Origin of the sequence: Flavobacterium sp. 120, from assembly GCF_003633605.1 — a bacterium.
In the GTDB taxonomy this organism is placed as follows: domain Bacteria; phylum Bacteroidota; class Bacteroidia; order Flavobacteriales; family Flavobacteriaceae; genus Flavobacterium; species Flavobacterium algoritolerans.
The window spans coordinates 3,261,056-3,278,164 of record NZ_RBKZ01000001.1; the positions used below are offsets into that span (position 1 = coordinate 3,261,056).

Below are 17,109 nucleotides of genomic sequence, written 5' to 3' on the forward strand. Positions count from 1 at the left end.
GCTAATTTTATTTAACAAAAAAACCTCGTTTCCGAGGTTTCAGTGCATTATAATTCTATGTCGAATTGTGTCAGTGATTTGAATTGTTGTAATCTGGACACAACTTCCTCTTTATCTAAATTAACCATCCTTTCTGTTCCAAATTTCTCCACACTGAATGAAGCTAAATTAGAACCGTATATAACGGCATTTTTCATGTTCTCAAAAGAGATGTTTTCACTCTGGGTTATAAATCCGGCAAATCCGCCTGCAAAAGTATCTCCAGCTCCTGTTGGATCAAAAACTTCTTCTAATGGTAATGCTGGTGCAAAAAACACTTCTTTTTTATGAAACAAAAGTGCACCGTGCTCTCCTTTTTTTATCACTACATATTCTGGTCCCATTTCATGAATTTTAGCAGCTGCTTTTACTAAAGAATACTCTCCAGAAAGCTGTCTTGCTTCTTCATCATTAATCGTGATTACATCAATACGTTTCATTACATCAAGTAATTCCGGTAAAGCGCAATCCATCCAAAAATTCATAGTGTCTAAAACTACTAATTTTGGTTTGCTTTCCATTTGATCCAAAACACTGCTTTGTACCAATGGATGCAAGTTTCCTAACATCACTACATCAGCATTTTTAAAATTTTGAGGAACTTTTGGTTGAAAATCACCCAAAACATTAAGTTCTGTAGCCAATGTATCTCTTGAATTCAAATCATTATGGTAAAGACCGCTCCAGAAAAACGTTTTCCCACCTTTAACAACTTCAAGTCCTGAAATGTCTATATTTCTTGCTGTTAATAAATCTAAATATTCTTGTGGAAAATCATCGCCAACTACAGAAACTATGGCAGATTGTAAATTAAAAAAAGAAGCCGAAAGTCCTATATAAGGTGCAGCTCCACCTAAAATTTTATCAGTTTTGCCAAAAGGCGTTTCTATGGCATCAAAAGCAACGCTTCCAACAATCAATAATTTATTCATTTTCTGAGTTTCGAATTAAGGCGCAAAGATAGTTTATAACTTGTAAAGTTGCAAAGGGTCTTTATTGTAAAGTTTTGCCAATTTATTTCACTGAATTACATCGTTTTACAACAACTTTTCTTCTTCTTTTTCGTAAAAAGCATCAACTGAAAGTTGCTTTTGCATCGAAGCCATAACGGCTAATTCATCACATCTTTCATTTTGGACATGATTGTTATGTCCTTTTATCCATTTGAAATTAACTTTATGTTTTCTATACACCACTAAAAAACGTTTCCACAAGTCGGAATTTTTCCTATCAACAAATCCTTTTTTCTCCCAACCTAAAACCCATTTTTTCTCTACTGAATCTACCACATATTTGGAATCCGAAACAACCAGAACTCTAGTGTTTGGATTTTTTAATTTTTCGAGACCTACAATAACCGCCAACAGTTCCATTCTATTATTAGTCGTACGACGAAACCCCTCATAAAATTCTTTCTTATACGGTTTTCCTACCCATTCCATAACAACGCCATAACCACCGTTCCCAGGATTCCCCTTAGCAGCACCATCAGTATATATATGTACGTCGTGTTCCATTTTAGATTTCTTAGATTTTTGGATATTTTAGACTGGTTAGAGAGATAAACTATAATTGATTTAGGCTTTTCTAAAATTTTAAGTATTGAACATGTTTTATTTTATTTACAACAGAAAAATCTAACTCATCTTACCTTCTAATAATCTCTCAATTACTTCCGGGAAATATTTTTGTTCTAATTCATGTATTTTACCTGCAACTTCTTCTGGAGTTTCATCACCCGATAAGGCTACCTTTTTTTGAAAAATAATATTCCCTTCATCATAATTTTCATTAACGAAATGAATGGTAATTCCAGTTTCTACTTCTTTATTCCCAACAATTGCTCTATGAATATACATACCATACATTCCTTTTCCACCGTATTTTGGCAGTAATGCCGGATGAATATTTATGATCTTATGAGGGTAGACTGTAATGATATTTTCAGGAAATTTTAATAAAAATCCTGCCAAAACAATCATATCAGGTTGGATTTCATTTATTTTTTGTAATACAATTCCCTCAATTAATTCTTCTTTTGAGAAAATAACCGATGGAACTCCATAGTTTTTTGCTCTTTCAATCACTTGAGCACTTTGGTTATTTGTAAACACCGCTTCGACAGTTCCGATTTCTGTTTTTGTAAAATACTTTATGATATTTTCAGCATTAGTCCCCGATCCAGAAGCAAAAACCACAATTTTTTTCATAACCTATCCTATTTTAATTGCACAAAAAAAGGCATAAAAATTGAAAATAAATAACATTGCGACAGCTTTGTTAAAATAAATTTCATAAATTAGATGTCACATTTATTAACTTATTCGTTGTTTTAAAATAAAGTTTTTTATTTTTGCCAACAAATTAAATTCTAAAATTAAAGATTATGTCAGACATTGCATCAAGAGTAAAAGCGATTATCGTAGACAAATTAGGTGTTGACGAAAACGAAGTTGTAACAGAAGCAAGCTTCACTAATGATTTAGGAGCTGACTCATTAGACACTGTTGAGCTTATTATGGAATTCGAAAAAGAATTTGACATTCAAATTCCAGACGATCAAGCAGAAAACATCGCTACTGTAGGTCAAGCAATCTCTTACATCGAGGAAGCTAAAAAATAATAAATTACACACCCGTTTGCAATCTTGCTCACGGGTGTTATTATTTTTTTTAAAATTAAATTCGAGATTGAATTTCAATCAAAACTATATTTATTGTAATACCCATGGCTCTTTCGTAATAGTAATACAGTAAAGAAAGCATGGGTTTTATTTGTTTAAAGATAACAAAAATAAAGAATTTATGGTATTAAGACGAGTTGTTGTAACAGGTTTAGGCGCTCTTACACCCATTGGAAATAACATTGAAGAGTATTGGAACGGACTTATTAACGGCGTTAGTGGAGCTGCTCCAATCACTTATTTTGACGCTTCAAAATTTAAAACTCAATTTGCATGCGAATTGAAAAATTTTAATGCTGAAGATTTCTTAGACAGAAAAGAGGCTAGAAAAATGGACCGCTATGCACAATACGCAATGGTATCATCAGACGAAGCTGTAAATGATGCCGGTTTCAATTTTGAAAAACTAGATAAAGACAGAGTTGGTGTAATATGGGGATCTGGAATTGGAGGATTAGAAACTTTTCAAATAGAGGTTCTTAATTTTGCTGCTGGTGACGGTACCCCAAAATTTAATCCTTTCTTCATTCCTAAAATGATTGCCGATATAGCTGGTGGTCATATTTCAATAAAATATGGCTTTAGAGGACCAAATTTTACAACTGTTTCAGCTTGTGCTTCTTCTACAAATGCTATTATTGATGCTTTCAATTATATCCGATTAGGTCATGCAGATGCTATGGTAACTGGAGGATCTGAAGCCGCTGTAACTATAGCAGGCATGGGTGGATTTAATGCCATGCATGCTTTATCAACAAGAAATGACGACCCAAAAACAGCTTCCAGACCTATGGACAAAGACCGTGATGGATTTGTTTTAGGAGAAGGTGCTGGTGCTCTTGTTCTTGAAGAATACGAACATGCAATTGCTCGTGGCGCAAAAATATATTGCGAAATTGGTGGTGGTGGTATGTCAGCAGATGCTCATCATATAACCGCTCCACATCCTGATGGATTGGGTGCTAAAAACGTAATGTTGAACTGTTTAAGAGACGCTGGTTTAAAACCAACTGATGTAGACGGGGTAAATATGCACGGAACTTCAACACCACTTGGTGATATGGCAGAATCTAAAGCAATACTTCATGTTTTTGGCGAACATGCTTATACAATGAATCTAAATTCAACTAAATCAATGACGGGTCATTTACTTGGCGCAGCAGGTGCTGTTGAAACAATTTCTTCTATTCTTTCCATGAAACATGGAATTGTACCACCTACAATAAATCATTTTACAAATGATGAAAGCATTGATGCTAAATTAAATTTTACTTTCAACAAAGCTCAAAAAAGAGAAATGAATGTTGTTATGAGTAATACTTTTGGTTTTGGCGGTCACAATGCTTGTGTATTGGTAAAAAAATTAGAAATCTAATACTTATATATGCGTATAATCAGAAAAATATTTTCAAAATCCCGTTCTCCAGAAGACGGGATTTTTTTTGATTCTATTCAGAAAATATTGGGTTTTAACCCAATAAACTTAGATTATTACAAGAAAGCCTTCACACATCGCTCCTCAAATCGCTTGGATGTTTTAGGAAATCCAATTAATTACGAACGATTAGAGTTTTTAGGTGACGCCATGCTAAGCTCCGTAATTGCAGCACATTTATTTAGCAAAGCGCCCGCTGGAGACGAAGGTTATCTTACTAAAATGCGTTCAAAAATTGTAAGCAGAGAACATTTGAACGAATTAGGGAAAGACCTAAATTTAGTACAATATATTGAAAGCAAAGTGCCGATACAGCATTTTGGAGAAAACATACATGGTAATATCTTTGAATCACTCGTAGGAGCAATTTACCTGGATAGAGGCTATATCTATTGTGAAAAATTTATTCAAAAAAGAGTTATAGTTCCTTACGTAGATATCGCAAGACTCGAAGGAAAAGTAATAAGTTATAAAAGTTTGGTAATAGAATGGTGCCAAAAAGAAAAGAAAATATTTCATTATGATATTTTCGAAGACAACGCAATTGACGGGCAACGTTTGTTTGGCGTAAAACTAAGTATTGATGACAAAGTGATTGCAAGAGCAAGAGCAACCTCAAAGAAGAAGGCGGAAGAAAAAGCGTCCCAACGCGCTTATTTTGCATTTCAAGAAAAAATGGACCGAAAATAATATCAATTTTCATAAAACTATAACGTTTTCGTTCATAAATTAACAAAAACATCTTATTTTGAGAGGTCTACGCTTCAATAGAAATACTATATTTACATCTTATTTTTTCATGAAATGGCAATTCATAAATTGGATCTTGGCGAATTTGACGAAATAGATTACTATCTCATCGCAATTCATACTTCATTAGAAGACTATAGATTGGCTTATTTTATTAATCAAAAGCTGCCTATAAATTTGAGTAAAAGCAAAAATGAAATTCAAATTAATATAAAAGAAGGAGAAACAAATTTTTCGAGATTCTATTATAATGACGCCGAAAAAGAGATCTCTTGGAATTTGATTCAAAATAAAAATGAAGTAATTCAATATAAAAAAGGAAGTACTCAAAATTTATTTTCAAATGTAACGATGGAAGTTTCAACAAAAGTTTTTTTGCTTCCAGAATTTAAAAAAGTAGATTACTTTTTAAAAATAGAAAATAATGAGGATACTATGAATGTATCAAAAATACAGATACTATTAAATACCATAGATAACGTATCAACAGTTTATACAGTAGATACAAATCAAATAAAATCAAAAAACAATTTAATTTTTTAATACAAATGCTTACAAACAAAAAAACAAAAATTGTAGCCACACTTGGGCCCGCATGTAGTACAAGAGAAATCATAAAAGACATGATTGATGCCGGTGTAAATGTATTTAGAGTGAATTTTTCACATGCTGACTACAATGATGTAAAAGAAAAAATTAATATCATACGAGGTCTTAATGAAGAATTTGGCTATACAACTGCAATCCTAGGTGATTTACAAGGACCTAAACTTCGTGTAGGAGTTATGGAAGAAGGCGTAGTTGTACATGACGGTGATTTAATTACATTTACGACTGCCGAAGACATTCTTGGGACAGCAAAGAAAGTATTCATGAAATACCAAAACTTTCCAAATGATGTAAATCCTGGAGAAAGAATTTTGCTTGATGATGGAAAACTTATCTTTGAAATCGTTGAAACTGATAAAAAATCAGAAGTTATAGCAAGAGTAATTCAAGGTGGTGAATTGAAATCTAAAAAAGGAGTAAATTTACCTAATACAAAAATTTCTCTTCCTGCAATGACTGAGAAAGATATAGCAGATGCTATTTTTGCCATTGGACAAAACGTTGATTGGATTGCATTATCTTTTGTGAAAACACCAAGAGACTTACAAGATTTACAGGAATTAATTGCACAACATTCTGAATATAAAATTCCAATTGTTGCCAAAATAGAGATGCCGGAAGCATTAGAAAATATTGACAAAATTGTTGCGTATTGTGATGCGTTAATGGTTGCTCGTGGAGATTTAGGAGTTGAACTTCCTGCACACGAAGTACCTTTAGTTCAAAAAGAATTGATTCGTAGAGCTAAAACAGCTCGTATTCCTGTTATCGTTGCTACGCAAATGATGGAAACAATGATCACAAGCTTGACGCCAACTCGTGCAGAGGTAAATGATGTTGCGAACTCAGTTATGGATGGTGCAGATGCTGTAATGCTTTCTGGAGAAACTGCTACTGGAAATTATCCTGTTCAAGTTATCCAAAAAATGACTCAAATCATTGAAGCAGTAGAAGATTCTCCGCTAATTCAAGTACCCCAAAACACACCACAAATTAAAACAAAACGTTTTATCACTAAAACAATTTGTCACCATGCGGCAACTATGGCTAACGTTATCAAAGCAAAAGCTATCTGTACATTGACAAATAGTGGTTATACTGCTTTCCAAATTTCGGCTTGGAGACCTAATGCACATATTTTAGTTTTTACCTCTAATAAAAGAATCCTTACACAACTTAATTTATTATGGGGTGTAAAATCTTTCATGTACTCCAAAGATGTAAGCACGGATGATACCGTAACTGACATAAACGAAATTGTAAAACAAAAAGGTTTTGTACAAAAAGGAGATTTCCTTATCAATTTAGCAGCAATGCCTATTAAAGATAAAGGAATGGTTAACACCTTGAGAGTATCCGAAATAGAATAGTTTAAAACTACCTAAAATACTTATCCGTCTTGTCTCGTTTTAAAACGAAATAAGGCGGATTTTTTTATGCATCAATCAATGTAATAGGATTTTCCTTTGAAAAAATTTTAAGACTATTTAAACAATCATCTGCAAAATAAAATTTATATTTGAACAACAAATAACCCTACAAATTATGAGTTTCAATTCTAAAAATCCATTTTTAAACAACAAAACTTTTTCAACTGCAGTTTCAAAAAATGAAGAAGCACATCAAGCTACTATCATTGACTATAACGATGAAATGACTTTGTCTGGCACCATCAATAAAAGTTTAATCTTGTTTTTATTGCTTACCGCTTCTGCAACAGTAATCTGGTGGTTGGCTTTCAACGGAATGAATCCGATGGTTCCTGCAATTGGCGGTGCTATTGTTGGATTAGTTTTAGTGCTTATTTCTGCTTTCAAACCACAATACTCTCCATATTTAGCTCCGGGATATGCTTTGTTCGAAGGACTATTTATTGGTGGAATTTCAGCAATATTTGAAGCAATGTATCCTGGAATCGTAATTCAGGCAGTAGCTGCAACTTTTGTTACTTTTATGGTTTGCTTGGGATTGTATAAATATAAAATTGTAAAAGTAACAGAGCAATTCAAATCGGTTATTGTGGCAGCGACACTTGCTATAGCAACATATTATCTTATATCTTGGGTATTTTCTATGTTTACGAGCTTTGTTCCCGTGCATTATGGAAATTCAATGATGAGCATTGGAATCAGTATTTTTGTTATTGTGGTTGCCGCTTTAAATTTGTTTTTAGATTTTGACCGAATAGAAAAAGGAGCCGAACAGAAAATGCCAAAATACATGGAATGGTATGGCGCAATGGGATTAATGATTACACTAGTTTGGTTGTATATCGAGTTTTTAAGATTGCTGTCTAAATTGAACAGTAAAAATTAAAACCATCATAAGTTTTTATAAAAGAGAAAACCTTTCCAAATTGGAAAGGTTTTCTCTTTTATGCCGCTTTCTCAAAAGCTATGTAGTGGCTTAATTGCCCTTTTGTATTGAAGACTGGAAATCCTTTGATCAAACAGGCATAAACATCTCCATTTTTTTTATAATTCATCACCGTTTTTTCAAAAGGTTGTTGAAGCGATATAGCAGTACGTATTTCGCTCGAAACTGTTAAATCGGTTGCATCACCTTGAAAAATCTTTGGTTTTTTACCTAAAACTTCTGCTTCAACATAACCATTCATCTTTATCATATTATGCGATGCAAAAATAATATTCAATTTAGTATCTGTCAAAATTATTACCTCTTCCCTCAATCGAGTTTTTAAATCCCAATTATTTTGAATCCATTTATTTTGAGAAGATAACGCATGCAACTTGCTTAAATCCACAAAGATATTCTTCATCAATCCTAAAAAATCATTATGGAAATTCCAAGATGAAACGGGAACTGTCTTTACGCTTAAACCGTTGTGATACTTGGCAATAGCCTCTTCATATTGTCTAAAATTATTCATGCCCTTTTGTATTTAAAACCAAATATAATTTTATTTATAAAAAGAAAACAACATATTCTAGACTTTAACCATTGTTGAACGAGTGAATTAGCTCATCAAAAATCAAATTTTAACTGCACAACAACAAACTTTTTCTCTTCAGTATTTAAATTACTGAGTGAAATTCCAAGTAATCGCACAGAATCCTTCATGCGTTCTTGATACAACAACTCCTTTACAATTTCTACAATCAAACCTTTATCTGAAATAAAATAAGGCAACGTTTTACTTCGAGTTTGTTGTGTAAAATCACTGTATTTTATTTTTAAAGTAATTGTTTTACCGGCTACATTATATCTTTTTAATCTTTTTTCTAATGCAGCGGCAATAACCTCTAATTTCTCAATCATAAAAATTTCAGAAGACAGATTAACGTCAAAAGTATGTTCGGCGGCAACTGATTTTGTAATTCGGTTTGATTTCACTTCGCTGTTATGAATTCCTCTTACAACATTGTAATAAAAGTTTCCCGATTTCCCGAAATGCTTCTCCAGGAATTCCAATGTTTTGCTTTTCAATTCCACTCCCGTAAAAATCCCCAGTTGGTACATTTTTTCGGTGGTTACTTTTCCAACACCATGAAATTTCCGAATAGGCAATTCTTCCAAGAACGAAATAACTTCATCCGGATTCACGGTTTTCTGACCATTGGGTTTGTTGTAATCACTGGCAATTTTAGCCACAAACTTATTCACTGATATTCCTGCCGAAGCTGTCAAGCCCACTTCGTCAAAAATACGCTGTCTTATTTCCTGTGCCAATAACGTAGCACTAGGATTCCCTTTTTTATTATTGGTTACGTCTAAATACGCTTCGTCAAGCGACAATGGCTCAACTAAGTCCGTATATTCATAAAAAATCTTTTGAATTTTACTCGAAATTTCCTTGTATCTGTCAAAACGTGGTCGTACAAAAATAAGTTCCGGACAATTTTTTTTGGCCATAACACCACTAATAGCGCTTCGAACTCCAAATTTTCTGGCTTCATAACTTGCTGCAGCAACAACACCTCGATTTTCTGAGCCACCTACAGCAATAGGCTTCCCACGCAATAATGGATTATCCATTTGCTCTACTGAAGCATAGAAAGCGTCCATGTCTACATGTATGATTTTTCTATTTGGAATTAATTCCTGCATCTAAACTGGTTGAATAAGCACTATTTTTTTGAATGATTTAGTAACGCTAAAAATTATTTTTGATCTTCCACATGTAAATAGTTTTCTACAACTTCCGATTTATTTTTCTTTTCTGTTGGAAAAAAGAAACTAATGGGCCTCGACTTGAAATGATTCCAAATGGAAACTGTGACAAATCGCAATTCGAATAATGAGATAGCTCTAGAACGGAATGCAAGCCCTAGTGAAAGACTAAAACTTACTATAAAGTTAACCAATCCTATAATACCAATCCCAAAAATACCCCAGAATAACATGGAGTTACTTACCGCATAATTCGCACCATAAAGCGCCAAAGCCAAGTTTCCGCTTCCAAAAGTGATGTGTCGAATATCAAGATTCAATCCTAAAAACAAACCTATAGAGGCAGTACTTCCCATGAATATTCCAAACCAGAAATTTGAAATAATCCCAGCCCATCTTTTTCTATATAATTTAGCTAATTTAACCGTTCTTTCTTTTCCAAAACTCCTTTTCAGCAAAGGATGCTCTGTAATTCGGAAATATACTTGGTTGTGTTTGTCCCTGTTTGCAATACTTCCGGAGATGATTCCTGATAAAAATAAAAACACTCCGGCAATAGCTGCATGAAGTATGGCTAATGAGTGAATAGGGCTCAAATCAATAAGCAACCCTTCCCATTTAGTTGCAGCAATATTGTATTGTAATGTATAATCAATAGCCCAGATTCCAAGTAGCGAAACCGGAAAAGCCATGATTACATTCCCCACAAAAGCGATAAACTGAGAACGAAATACACGTGCAAAAAGAATAGCAAAAGCTTTATACTTTTCAGCATCTTTCCCTTTTTTTATAACACCTTCCTCCAATGCTTTTATTAAAGCTGAAGCTGTCATCGCCGGTTGTTTTGTCGCCAGCGTAAAACCTAAAAGATAAATAGCAATGAATCCAAAAGCATAATTCATGCTATAAAGAAAAGCATGCCCAAAAAAACTGGTGTCAGCTTTAGAAAGCAAAACTTTAATAATGCATAAAATCCCTACTATAAATCCTCCTCCTAAAGCAGTTCTAAACATTTTGAAATACTCCTTACGGCTTTCAGTAATATAATGTTCACCGGTTTTAGCTGTATGTTGCGTTATTTCATAGGAAATAAGCTGAGTGCTTTCGCCAATAAACTTCCTGACATTATTCTTATAGCAATTGTACTTAATTAAGTGTAGAGCCAATGCAATTCCATTGTTTTTTTTATCATTCCCTTTATCTATAATCAATAACGAAATTAAAAACTTAAGCCGAACTAATTGCTGTCTAATTTTTAATAAATTCTGATTTACACGAAGCGAAATGCCATATTTTGAACTGTTATGAAATGCTTTCTCCACAAAGTCTTCACATTGCTTATGCAAAACCAATACCTGAGCATAGGACAAATCATCTGACTTAATAAAATGGTTTTCGGAATTTCTAATTCTGTCTTCAATAAGGAATAATTCCTTTTCAAAAGCTGTAAAAGGACTTTCATAATCATCAAATTCCGGCACCATTTTGATAACATCCGTTTCCAAGGCTCGGCCACTAATGCGTTGCGTGATTAAATCCATTGCAACTAATACTTCCGACAAAACAGAATTAGGTTCAACACTTTCATAAATTGATTTAAATTTTAAAAGTCCGTATAATTCTTCCAATTGACTTGATGGAATTTTGTTAATCCAAATGGTATCATTGGCTAAATGGAAAACCTGATTCAGTATGTATTCTAAAGTATCTTTTTGAGGCTGGTAGGGTAAAAATTTAGCGAATATTCTTTTTTTGACTTCAAAAATAAAGTCTACATCCTGTAGAATAGCTGCGTCAGAAAGTATTTTATTGAATTTTTTGTCTTTTACTATTTCTTTCAGATAGATTGAAAATTGTTCTCTGCAAGAATCATTTTCGTTGAAAAAAGAAATGATTTCCTGTAAATCAACCGTTTCCAGATTTTTAATTTTCAAAGGTCTAATCAGCCTGATTAATTCGATTAAAGGTTCTAAGTTATCCTCTGTTTCACGCCAGGATTGGCTTTCTCCAAAAAACTTAATCAGTAGTGTTGCAGGTGTTGGCTTAGATTTTACTTTGAAAATTGGCATATTAAAATTCATTCGGTTTTTGTAAAAATACAAATCGACGCAATAACTTCCATTAACTTATTCATAAAATAACTGTTAAACTAGGTGCAAACTATCCTTTATACACAATTTAGGTACTAAAATATATTTGCTCGAAAACTAATTCATGGTATAATTAAGACTATTGTTTTTGATTATACAATCTTAACGGAAGATATTAAAGCCCGAAAAATAGAAATATTTGATACCTTTGAGTTTCTGGATTAGCCCAGATAGAAGTGGAAATCTTCGATTGAAAAAAACTATTTTTTCTTTTTAAAAAAGAGCGACCCAAGAAGCTCCTTTTTTAAAAATAGAAAAAAGTTTTATGATTGAGAAATTGAAACGAATAACTGGATAAAGCTCCAAAATATTTATAAAAAATGATTGAAATAGAAAGAAAATTTTTGGTTTTAAACGATTCATTCAAAGCTGAAGCTTTCGCACAAAATCATATTGCGCAAGGGTATTTGAGTTCTGCACCAGAACGCACGGTGCGTGTACGCATAAAAGGCGACAGAGGGTATTTGACCATAAAAGGGATTTCGAATGATTCCGGCATGTCCCGTTTTGAGTGGGAAAAAGAAATTCCTGTTGCTGAAGCAAAGGAATTACTATTGTTATGCGAGAAAGGTGTTATTGATAAGACCCGTTTTGAGATAAAACGAGGCGAACATATTTTTGAGGTTGATGAATTTTATGGCGAAAATGATGGCTTGATTATCGCTGAAATTGAGCTTGATTCTGAAACGGAAACTTTTGAAAAACCAAGTTGGCTAGGTGAAGAAGTGACTAATATCAATCGCTATTATAATGCTTATTTAAGCACTAATCCATACAAAAATTGGTGATTTAATTACTTAATACCGCTATTGTCACTTGCATTCCTCCACTACTTTTATTAGAGGCTATATCCATAAATGCTCGTTTTGAAAGATCAATTTCTCTAGATTTTACAAATGGTCCTCTATCGGTAATTTCCACAATTACGGATTTTCCATTTTTCTCATTAGTCACTTTTACTTTTGTGCCAAAAGGAAGTTTTTTGTGTGCTGCAGTATATTTATTATTATCAAATTTCCTACCGCTTGTAGTCCGTTTTCCATTAAATTTATCAGCATAATAAGACGCATGTGCTTCTTTTTTATAGATTTTAAATTTTCCTAATGAAGTTATTAAAGAATCTATTTTATTTTCTTGCAATTCAACAGTTGCTTTACCCTTCTTGAGCGTATCTTTTTGTGTTGCTGCTTTCTGTTTTTCTGTGATTGAACTTTGGCTGCTGACTAAGCTAATAATTGCAAGTAAAAAAAATAATGTTATTGCTTTTTTCATATATATCGTATTAGTTAAATCTATTTTACAAAAACCATACCTAGATAAAAAAAGCCCTATTTCTAGAGCTTTAATTGGTTTTTAAAACCAAATTTTCCATGGAATCCTACTTAAAATAAGCACTAATCCTAAACCATAAAAAATAGAGAAAGTTTTGAATTTTGATTCACTGGCTATTAATTTTTTATGTTTTGACCAACCTATAGTGATTAAAACAATTGCAATAATATTTATTAAAGGATGCTCTAGAGCCAGTAATCTGCTTTCAGTTGTTAACCCTCCCATTCCAACTGCTTTTATCATATTTAATCCATTAGGAGACACGAAATATAAAATCAACCCAACTAATAATTGAGTATGTATTGCTATTAATGCAAACAATGCAATTTTCCTGTCTTTTGAAGTAAAATCTTTTTTAGAAGACATTCCAATAAAGGAATTAACAACTGCAATCACTAATACTAAAAGTGCTAAATAAGCCCAACCTGAATGGAATTTTTGAATAAAATCGTACATAAATAATGTTTTTGTTTTAACAAATATAAGAAAAAAAGGCATAAAAAAACCCTCATTTCAATGAAATGAGGGTTCCAATATTTTAAACTAAACTAGTTGAACGTATAACGAACACCAGTTTGCATTTGCCATCTTGAAGAGTTAAGACCAACATCATCAACTTGGTTAATACTATTTCCTACAGTAGGATTGTAACTAAATGTAGGAGTGTTAGTACCTGTTAAGAAACCAACTTGTGTTAACAATTGTACTTGGTCATTACTTGTAAAATATCTTTTACCCCAATTTTTATTTAAAAGATTGGTGAAGTTAAAAATATCAGCAGTAAACTCTAATGTATGTTTCTTTTTACCGATGTTAAAAGTAAATTCTTGAGCGAATTTTAAATCTACAACATGGCTTGTTTTTAAACGGTCACCATTACGTTCAGCATAACCACCTTTTCTACCTCTTAAATACTCATTCCCTTCAATAAAAGCACTTAAAGCATCCCATTGTTGTTGTGGAGTTAAAGTATTTGCAGTAGTTGAAACAAGTCTAATTTCACTTTGAGCAGCTGGAATATAAATCAACGCTGAATTAGAGAAAGTATCTTGCAATAAACGACCAGAATCATTATAAACATAACTGATTGGAGTTCCTTGAGCACCTTCGTAGAATACACCTATTCTAGATTTAGTGAATTTACTCCATTTGAATGTTGCATTACCATTAGAGATAATTCTTCTTCCTTGATCGAAATCAGATCTTGAAAGTGCTAAAGAATTTGCACCATTAACCGTTTCAGTATTATTCCATTGTGAACTATTTTGAGAAGAAGTAGCATCAAGTAGAACAGTAGATTTACCGTAAGAATAAGTTCCAGAGATATTAGCATCAATGAAATCAGATCTGAAGTTTTTAGATAATGTGAAAGCAAGATTGTAAGCTGTACCTTCATCTGTATTTGAAGCAAGATATATTCCTAAATAAGAAGGGTCTACTCTGCTGTTTCCATTATAACGAGGTCTTGTATCTGCTCCTGTTAAAGCGCTTGAGGCAGCTTTAATGTTCAAGTTCTCATAAGTGATTGCACTAATATTATCATTGTAAGTGATTTCAGATGTCAAAACAAAACCTAATGGTAATTTTTGATCAACAGCAAAACTTGCTTTGAATACTTGAGGCAATTTGAAATCTTTTGCAAACAAATCAACATTTCCACCTCTACCTCCAGAACCTGGACGTGGATAAGATGCCGGAAGCGGTGCAATTTGACTAGCAACACTTGGATTTGGATTGAATGTAGGCATTCCTGTAGGACTTGTTATTGAAATGGCACCTTGAGAAACACCATTGTTATTGTAAGTACCACCTGGCCATACTAAAGGCAATCTAGAAGTAAATATACCAAATCCACCTCTAAACTGAGTAGATTTTTTTCCGTTAAGATCATAATTGAATCCAAAACGTGGTGCAAGGTGAGCAGTATTTCTGATTCCTTTTCCAACAGTCGCTCCTTGTAAATTTTTACCTGCAGCTTGTAACAAACCTATTGTTCTGTTATTAAAATCATCATTTCCTAATCCATCTTCCCAAACAGGAATATCTACTCTAATACCGTAAGAAACTCTAAGACTACTGTTCAGTTTCATGTCATTTTGAATATAGAATCCAAATTGTTTAGTTCCAAATTCAGCTGCTCCTTGTGAATCATCACCTTCTCCACCAATTAAAGAATAATTTAACTGGAATCTATTTGGTTTAGCATCGTTTAAAAAATCATTTAAAGTAGCATATCTGTATGAACCAAAATTGTTACCGAAGAAAACATTTCTAGAAGATGAAAATTCATTGTGAGTACCAATAGTTATTTTACTCATTCCAGCATTAATTTCAAAATTATCTGAAATAGTCAATGTTTTTTGATCTAAAAGGTTAGCTGTAGAAAATCCTTCAGCTCCAAAGAAAATACTTTGATTAGCACCATCAAATATTTGTACTGAAGGGAATGGATCTCCTGCTGCATCTCTATCATCTAGTACACTAGTGTAAGCAACAACTAAATTATTTGAAAATTTATTTCCAAATCTTGAGTTTAATTCTAAAGCAGTTGAATTAGTTGTAGAATTAAATAATTGACTACCATTTATAAAACTAATTGAAGTTGCTGATGAACGGCTTGGTGAAAAATTCTCCGCTTTTACATAACTGTGTTTTAAAGACAATTTGTGATTGTCATTAATATTCCAGTCTAATTTACCAATGATTTTATCACTTACTAATGTTCTTACATTATTTTCAAATGAACCTGGATCATATCCATAAGTAGCAAGTTTAGCTCTTAATTCTCCCAATCTATTTACTGACAAACCTGTGTAAGTTGATGGATCAAAAGGCTGTGGTGTTTCATTGTCTTGTTTTTCATAATTGATGAAATAAAACAATTTATCTTTTACTATTGCTCCACCTGCACGAACTCCATAAGTCTGTGCTGAGAAATCAGCTAATTTTTGTCTTCCATTTGCTCCCGCTAATGAAGGAGGTGTTTTTGCTGCTAAATTTTCGTCTCTGTTAAAAAAGTAAGCAGATCCTTCAAAATTATTAGTTCCTGAACGAGTGATTGCACTAATAGCTCCACCTGCAAATCCAGATAATTTTACATCATAAGGAGCAACACTTACTTGAAATTGCTCAATTGCATCAATAGAGATAGGACTTACTCCTGTTTGACCTCCATTAGTTCCATTTGCTGCTAATCCAAAAACGTCATTACTTACAGCCCCATCAATATAAATAGCATTGAATCTGTTGTTTTGACCTCCAATAGATAACACATCATCACCTCTTAATTGAGCTTGTGGTGTTAGTCTGGCAAAATCTGAAATATTTCTAGATAAAGAAGGCAATGCTTTAATCTTATCTGAATTAATTACTGTTTGAGCTCCTGTTCTTTGTGAATTAAAAGTATTATCTCTTGAAGTTCTAACTACAACTTCTTGTAATTCATTTGACTCTTCTTGCAAGACAACTTTAAAATCTTTTGTATCACCTAATTGAAGATAAACATCACTATCTTCAAAAGTTTTAAATCCAACAAAAGTAATTACAATTTTGTACGGACCTCCAACTCTCATGTTTGATATTCTGAAGTTACCTGTGCCATCTGTAGATGCAGTGTATCGAGTACCTGATGGAGTGTGGGTTGCAAGAATTGATGCTCCTGGTAAGGTTTGAGAGTCCTTATCATAAACATTACCACTAATAGAAGAGGTAGTGTTACCCTGAGCATAAGCTCCAGAGTTAGCAAACATTAGTACAACTAGAATTAAAAATAATTTTAATAATTTTTTCATATTGTTTAGTTTATTAATATTTGGCAAAAATATAACATTTTTGGTTTAAAAAGTTAACACAACGTTAAGAAAAGCATCTTTTCAAGTAGGATTTTTTACTTAAATTTATTTTGGGTTTTTTTTTATTAAAAAATGTAATTATCATTTATTTTATTAGTTTTTTGTTAATATTTTAACAAAAAAAGCAAA

The 17,109-nt window shown here is 32.7% G+C and carries 16 protein-coding genes; 7 read left to right on the forward strand and 9 right to left on the reverse strand.

Going from position 1 to position 17,109, the window contains the following annotated elements; genetic code table 11:
• Positions 1-47 precede the first annotated feature (47 nt).
• The 3 genes from C8C87_RS13985 to C8C87_RS13995 form a co-directional block, all read right to left on the reverse strand.
• Positions 48-971 (reverse strand): PfkB family carbohydrate kinase, encoded by a 924-nt coding sequence (locus C8C87_RS13985; RefSeq protein ID WP_099714134.1) that lies wholly within the window; start codon positions 969-971, stop codon positions 48-50.
• A 105-nt stretch (positions 972-1,076) separates the two neighbouring features.
• Positions 1,077-1,556 carry a ribonuclease HI gene (gene rnhA / locus C8C87_RS13990; protein WP_099714133.1) on the reverse strand — a complete coding sequence of 160 codons (480 nt, stop codon included), beginning with the start codon at positions 1,554-1,556 and terminating at the stop codon, positions 1,077-1,079.
• A 120-nt stretch (positions 1,557-1,676) separates the two neighbouring features.
• Entirely contained in the window at positions 1,677-2,249 is a 573-nt protein-coding gene (locus tag C8C87_RS13995) for a phosphoribosylglycinamide formyltransferase (protein WP_121343006.1), read from the reverse strand.
• 176 nt (positions 2,250-2,425) lie between these two features.
• Here C8C87_RS13995 and C8C87_RS14000 point away from each other — a divergent pair, with 176 nt between their 5' ends.
• The 6 genes from C8C87_RS14000 to C8C87_RS14025 all read left to right on the forward strand — a co-directional run bounded on the left by C8C87_RS14000 (position 2,426) and on the right by C8C87_RS14025 (position 7,832).
• Positions 2,426-2,662, forward strand: coding sequence for an acyl carrier protein (locus C8C87_RS14000; RefSeq protein ID WP_007137004.1), 237 nt, complete (start codon positions 2,426-2,428; stop codon positions 2,660-2,662).
• A gap of 181 nt (positions 2,663-2,843) precedes the next feature.
• The gene (gene fabF / locus C8C87_RS14005) at positions 2,844-4,097 is read left to right on the forward strand and encodes a beta-ketoacyl-ACP synthase II (RefSeq protein ID WP_099714131.1); all 1,254 of its coding nucleotides are present in this window, start codon (positions 2,844-2,846) and stop codon (positions 4,095-4,097) included.
• A 9-nt stretch (positions 4,098-4,106) separates the two neighbouring features.
• The gene (locus tag C8C87_RS14010; protein WP_099714130.1) at positions 4,107-4,847 is read left to right on the forward strand and encodes a ribonuclease III family protein; all 741 of its coding nucleotides are present in this window, start codon (positions 4,107-4,109) and stop codon (positions 4,845-4,847) included.
• Positions 4,848-4,961: 114 nt separating this feature from the next.
• Positions 4,962-5,450 (forward strand): IPExxxVDY family protein, encoded by a 489-nt coding sequence (locus C8C87_RS14015; protein ID WP_121343007.1) that lies wholly within the window; start codon positions 4,962-4,964, stop codon positions 5,448-5,450.
• Between the two features lie 5 nt (positions 5,451-5,455).
• Positions 5,456-6,886: a pyruvate kinase gene (gene pyk / locus C8C87_RS14020; RefSeq protein ID WP_121343008.1), complete on the forward strand. Its 1,431-nt coding sequence runs from the start codon at positions 5,456-5,458 to the stop codon at positions 6,884-6,886.
• 175 nt (positions 6,887-7,061) lie between these two features.
• Positions 7,062-7,832 (forward strand): Bax inhibitor-1/YccA family protein, encoded by a 771-nt coding sequence (locus C8C87_RS14025; protein WP_121343009.1) that lies wholly within the window; start codon positions 7,062-7,064, stop codon positions 7,830-7,832.
• A gap of 58 nt (positions 7,833-7,890) precedes the next feature.
• Here the strand turns inward: C8C87_RS14025 and C8C87_RS14030 are convergent, their stop codons facing one another.
• From C8C87_RS14030 to C8C87_RS14040, 3 genes are all read right to left on the reverse strand, one after another.
• Complete coding sequence (locus tag C8C87_RS14030) at positions 7,891-8,406, reverse strand: PAS domain-containing protein (protein WP_121343010.1); 516 nt, start codon at positions 8,404-8,406, stop codon at positions 7,891-7,893.
• A 95-nt stretch (positions 8,407-8,501) separates the two neighbouring features.
• A complete protein-coding gene (dinB, locus tag C8C87_RS14035) occupies positions 8,502-9,584 on the reverse strand; it encodes a DNA polymerase IV (RefSeq protein ID WP_099714125.1) in 1,083 nt (360 codons plus the stop codon).
• A 53-nt stretch (positions 9,585-9,637) separates the two neighbouring features.
• Complete coding sequence (locus C8C87_RS14040) at positions 9,638-11,728, reverse strand: site-specific recombinase (protein ID WP_233550040.1); 2,091 nt, start codon at positions 11,726-11,728, stop codon at positions 9,638-9,640.
• A gap of 389 nt (positions 11,729-12,117) precedes the next feature.
• On the opposite strand from C8C87_RS14040, the gene C8C87_RS14045 reads away from it, so the two are divergent.
• Complete coding sequence (locus C8C87_RS14045) at positions 12,118-12,585, forward strand: CYTH domain-containing protein (protein WP_121343011.1); 468 nt, start codon at positions 12,118-12,120, stop codon at positions 12,583-12,585.
• A 1-nt stretch (position 12,586) separates the two neighbouring features.
• Here C8C87_RS14045 and C8C87_RS14050 read toward each other — a convergent pair whose 3' ends face one another.
• The 3 genes from C8C87_RS14050 to C8C87_RS14060 all read right to left on the reverse strand — a co-directional run bounded on the left by C8C87_RS14050 (position 12,587) and on the right by C8C87_RS14060 (position 16,920).
• Complete coding sequence (locus C8C87_RS14050; protein WP_121343012.1) at positions 12,587-13,069, reverse strand: septal ring lytic transglycosylase RlpA family protein; 483 nt, start codon at positions 13,067-13,069, stop codon at positions 12,587-12,589.
• 81 nt (positions 13,070-13,150) lie between these two features.
• Positions 13,151-13,585: a hypothetical protein gene (locus C8C87_RS14055; protein ID WP_121343013.1), complete on the reverse strand. Its 435-nt coding sequence runs from the start codon at positions 13,583-13,585 to the stop codon at positions 13,151-13,153.
• A gap of 92 nt (positions 13,586-13,677) precedes the next feature.
• Positions 13,678-16,920, reverse strand: coding sequence for a carboxypeptidase regulatory-like domain-containing protein (locus C8C87_RS14060; protein ID WP_121343014.1), 3,243 nt, complete (start codon positions 16,918-16,920; stop codon positions 13,678-13,680).
• Between the last annotated feature and the right edge of the window lie 189 nt (positions 16,921-17,109).

Excerpts from the sequence above, each read along its gene's own strand:
- C8C87_RS13985 (WP_099714134.1), bottom strand. The coding sequence starts at position 971 with ATGAATAAATTATTGATTGTTGGAAGCGTTGCTTTTGATGCCATAGAA.
- rnhA (WP_099714133.1), bottom strand. The coding sequence starts at position 1,556 with ATGGAACACGACGTACATATATATACTGATGGTGCTGCTAAGGGGAAT.
- C8C87_RS13995 (WP_121343006.1), bottom strand. The coding sequence starts at position 2,249 with ATGAAAAAAATTGTGGTTTTTGCTTCTGGATCGGGGACTAATGCTGAA.
- C8C87_RS14000 (WP_007137004.1), top strand. The coding sequence starts at position 2,426 with ATGTCAGACATTGCATCAAGAGTAAAAGCGATTATCGTAGACAAATTA.
- fabF (WP_099714131.1), top strand. The coding sequence starts at position 2,844 with ATGGTATTAAGACGAGTTGTTGTAACAGGTTTAGGCGCTCTTACACCC.
- C8C87_RS14010 (WP_099714130.1), top strand. The coding sequence starts at position 4,107 with ATGCGTATAATCAGAAAAATATTTTCAAAATCCCGTTCTCCAGAAGAC.
- C8C87_RS14015 (WP_121343007.1), top strand. The coding sequence starts at position 4,962 with ATGGCAATTCATAAATTGGATCTTGGCGAATTTGACGAAATAGATTAC.
- pyk (WP_121343008.1), top strand. The coding sequence starts at position 5,456 with ATGCTTACAAACAAAAAAACAAAAATTGTAGCCACACTTGGGCCCGCA.
- C8C87_RS14025 (WP_121343009.1), top strand. The coding sequence starts at position 7,062 with ATGAGTTTCAATTCTAAAAATCCATTTTTAAACAACAAAACTTTTTCA.
- C8C87_RS14030 (WP_121343010.1), bottom strand. The coding sequence starts at position 8,406 with ATGAATAATTTTAGACAATATGAAGAGGCTATTGCCAAGTATCACAAC.
- dinB (WP_099714125.1), bottom strand. The coding sequence starts at position 9,584 with ATGCAGGAATTAATTCCAAATAGAAAAATCATACATGTAGACATGGAC.
- C8C87_RS14040 (WP_233550040.1), bottom strand. The coding sequence starts at position 11,728 with ATGAATTTTAATATGCCAATTTTCAAAGTAAAATCTAAGCCAACACCT.
- C8C87_RS14045 (WP_121343011.1), top strand. The coding sequence starts at position 12,118 with ATGATTGAAATAGAAAGAAAATTTTTGGTTTTAAACGATTCATTCAAA.
- C8C87_RS14050 (WP_121343012.1), bottom strand. The coding sequence starts at position 13,069 with ATGAAAAAAGCAATAACATTATTTTTTTTACTTGCAATTATTAGCTTA.
- C8C87_RS14055 (WP_121343013.1), bottom strand. The coding sequence starts at position 13,585 with ATGTACGATTTTATTCAAAAATTCCATTCAGGTTGGGCTTATTTAGCA.
- C8C87_RS14060 (WP_121343014.1), bottom strand. The coding sequence starts at position 16,920 with ATGAAAAAATTATTAAAATTATTTTTAATTCTAGTTGTACTAATGTTT.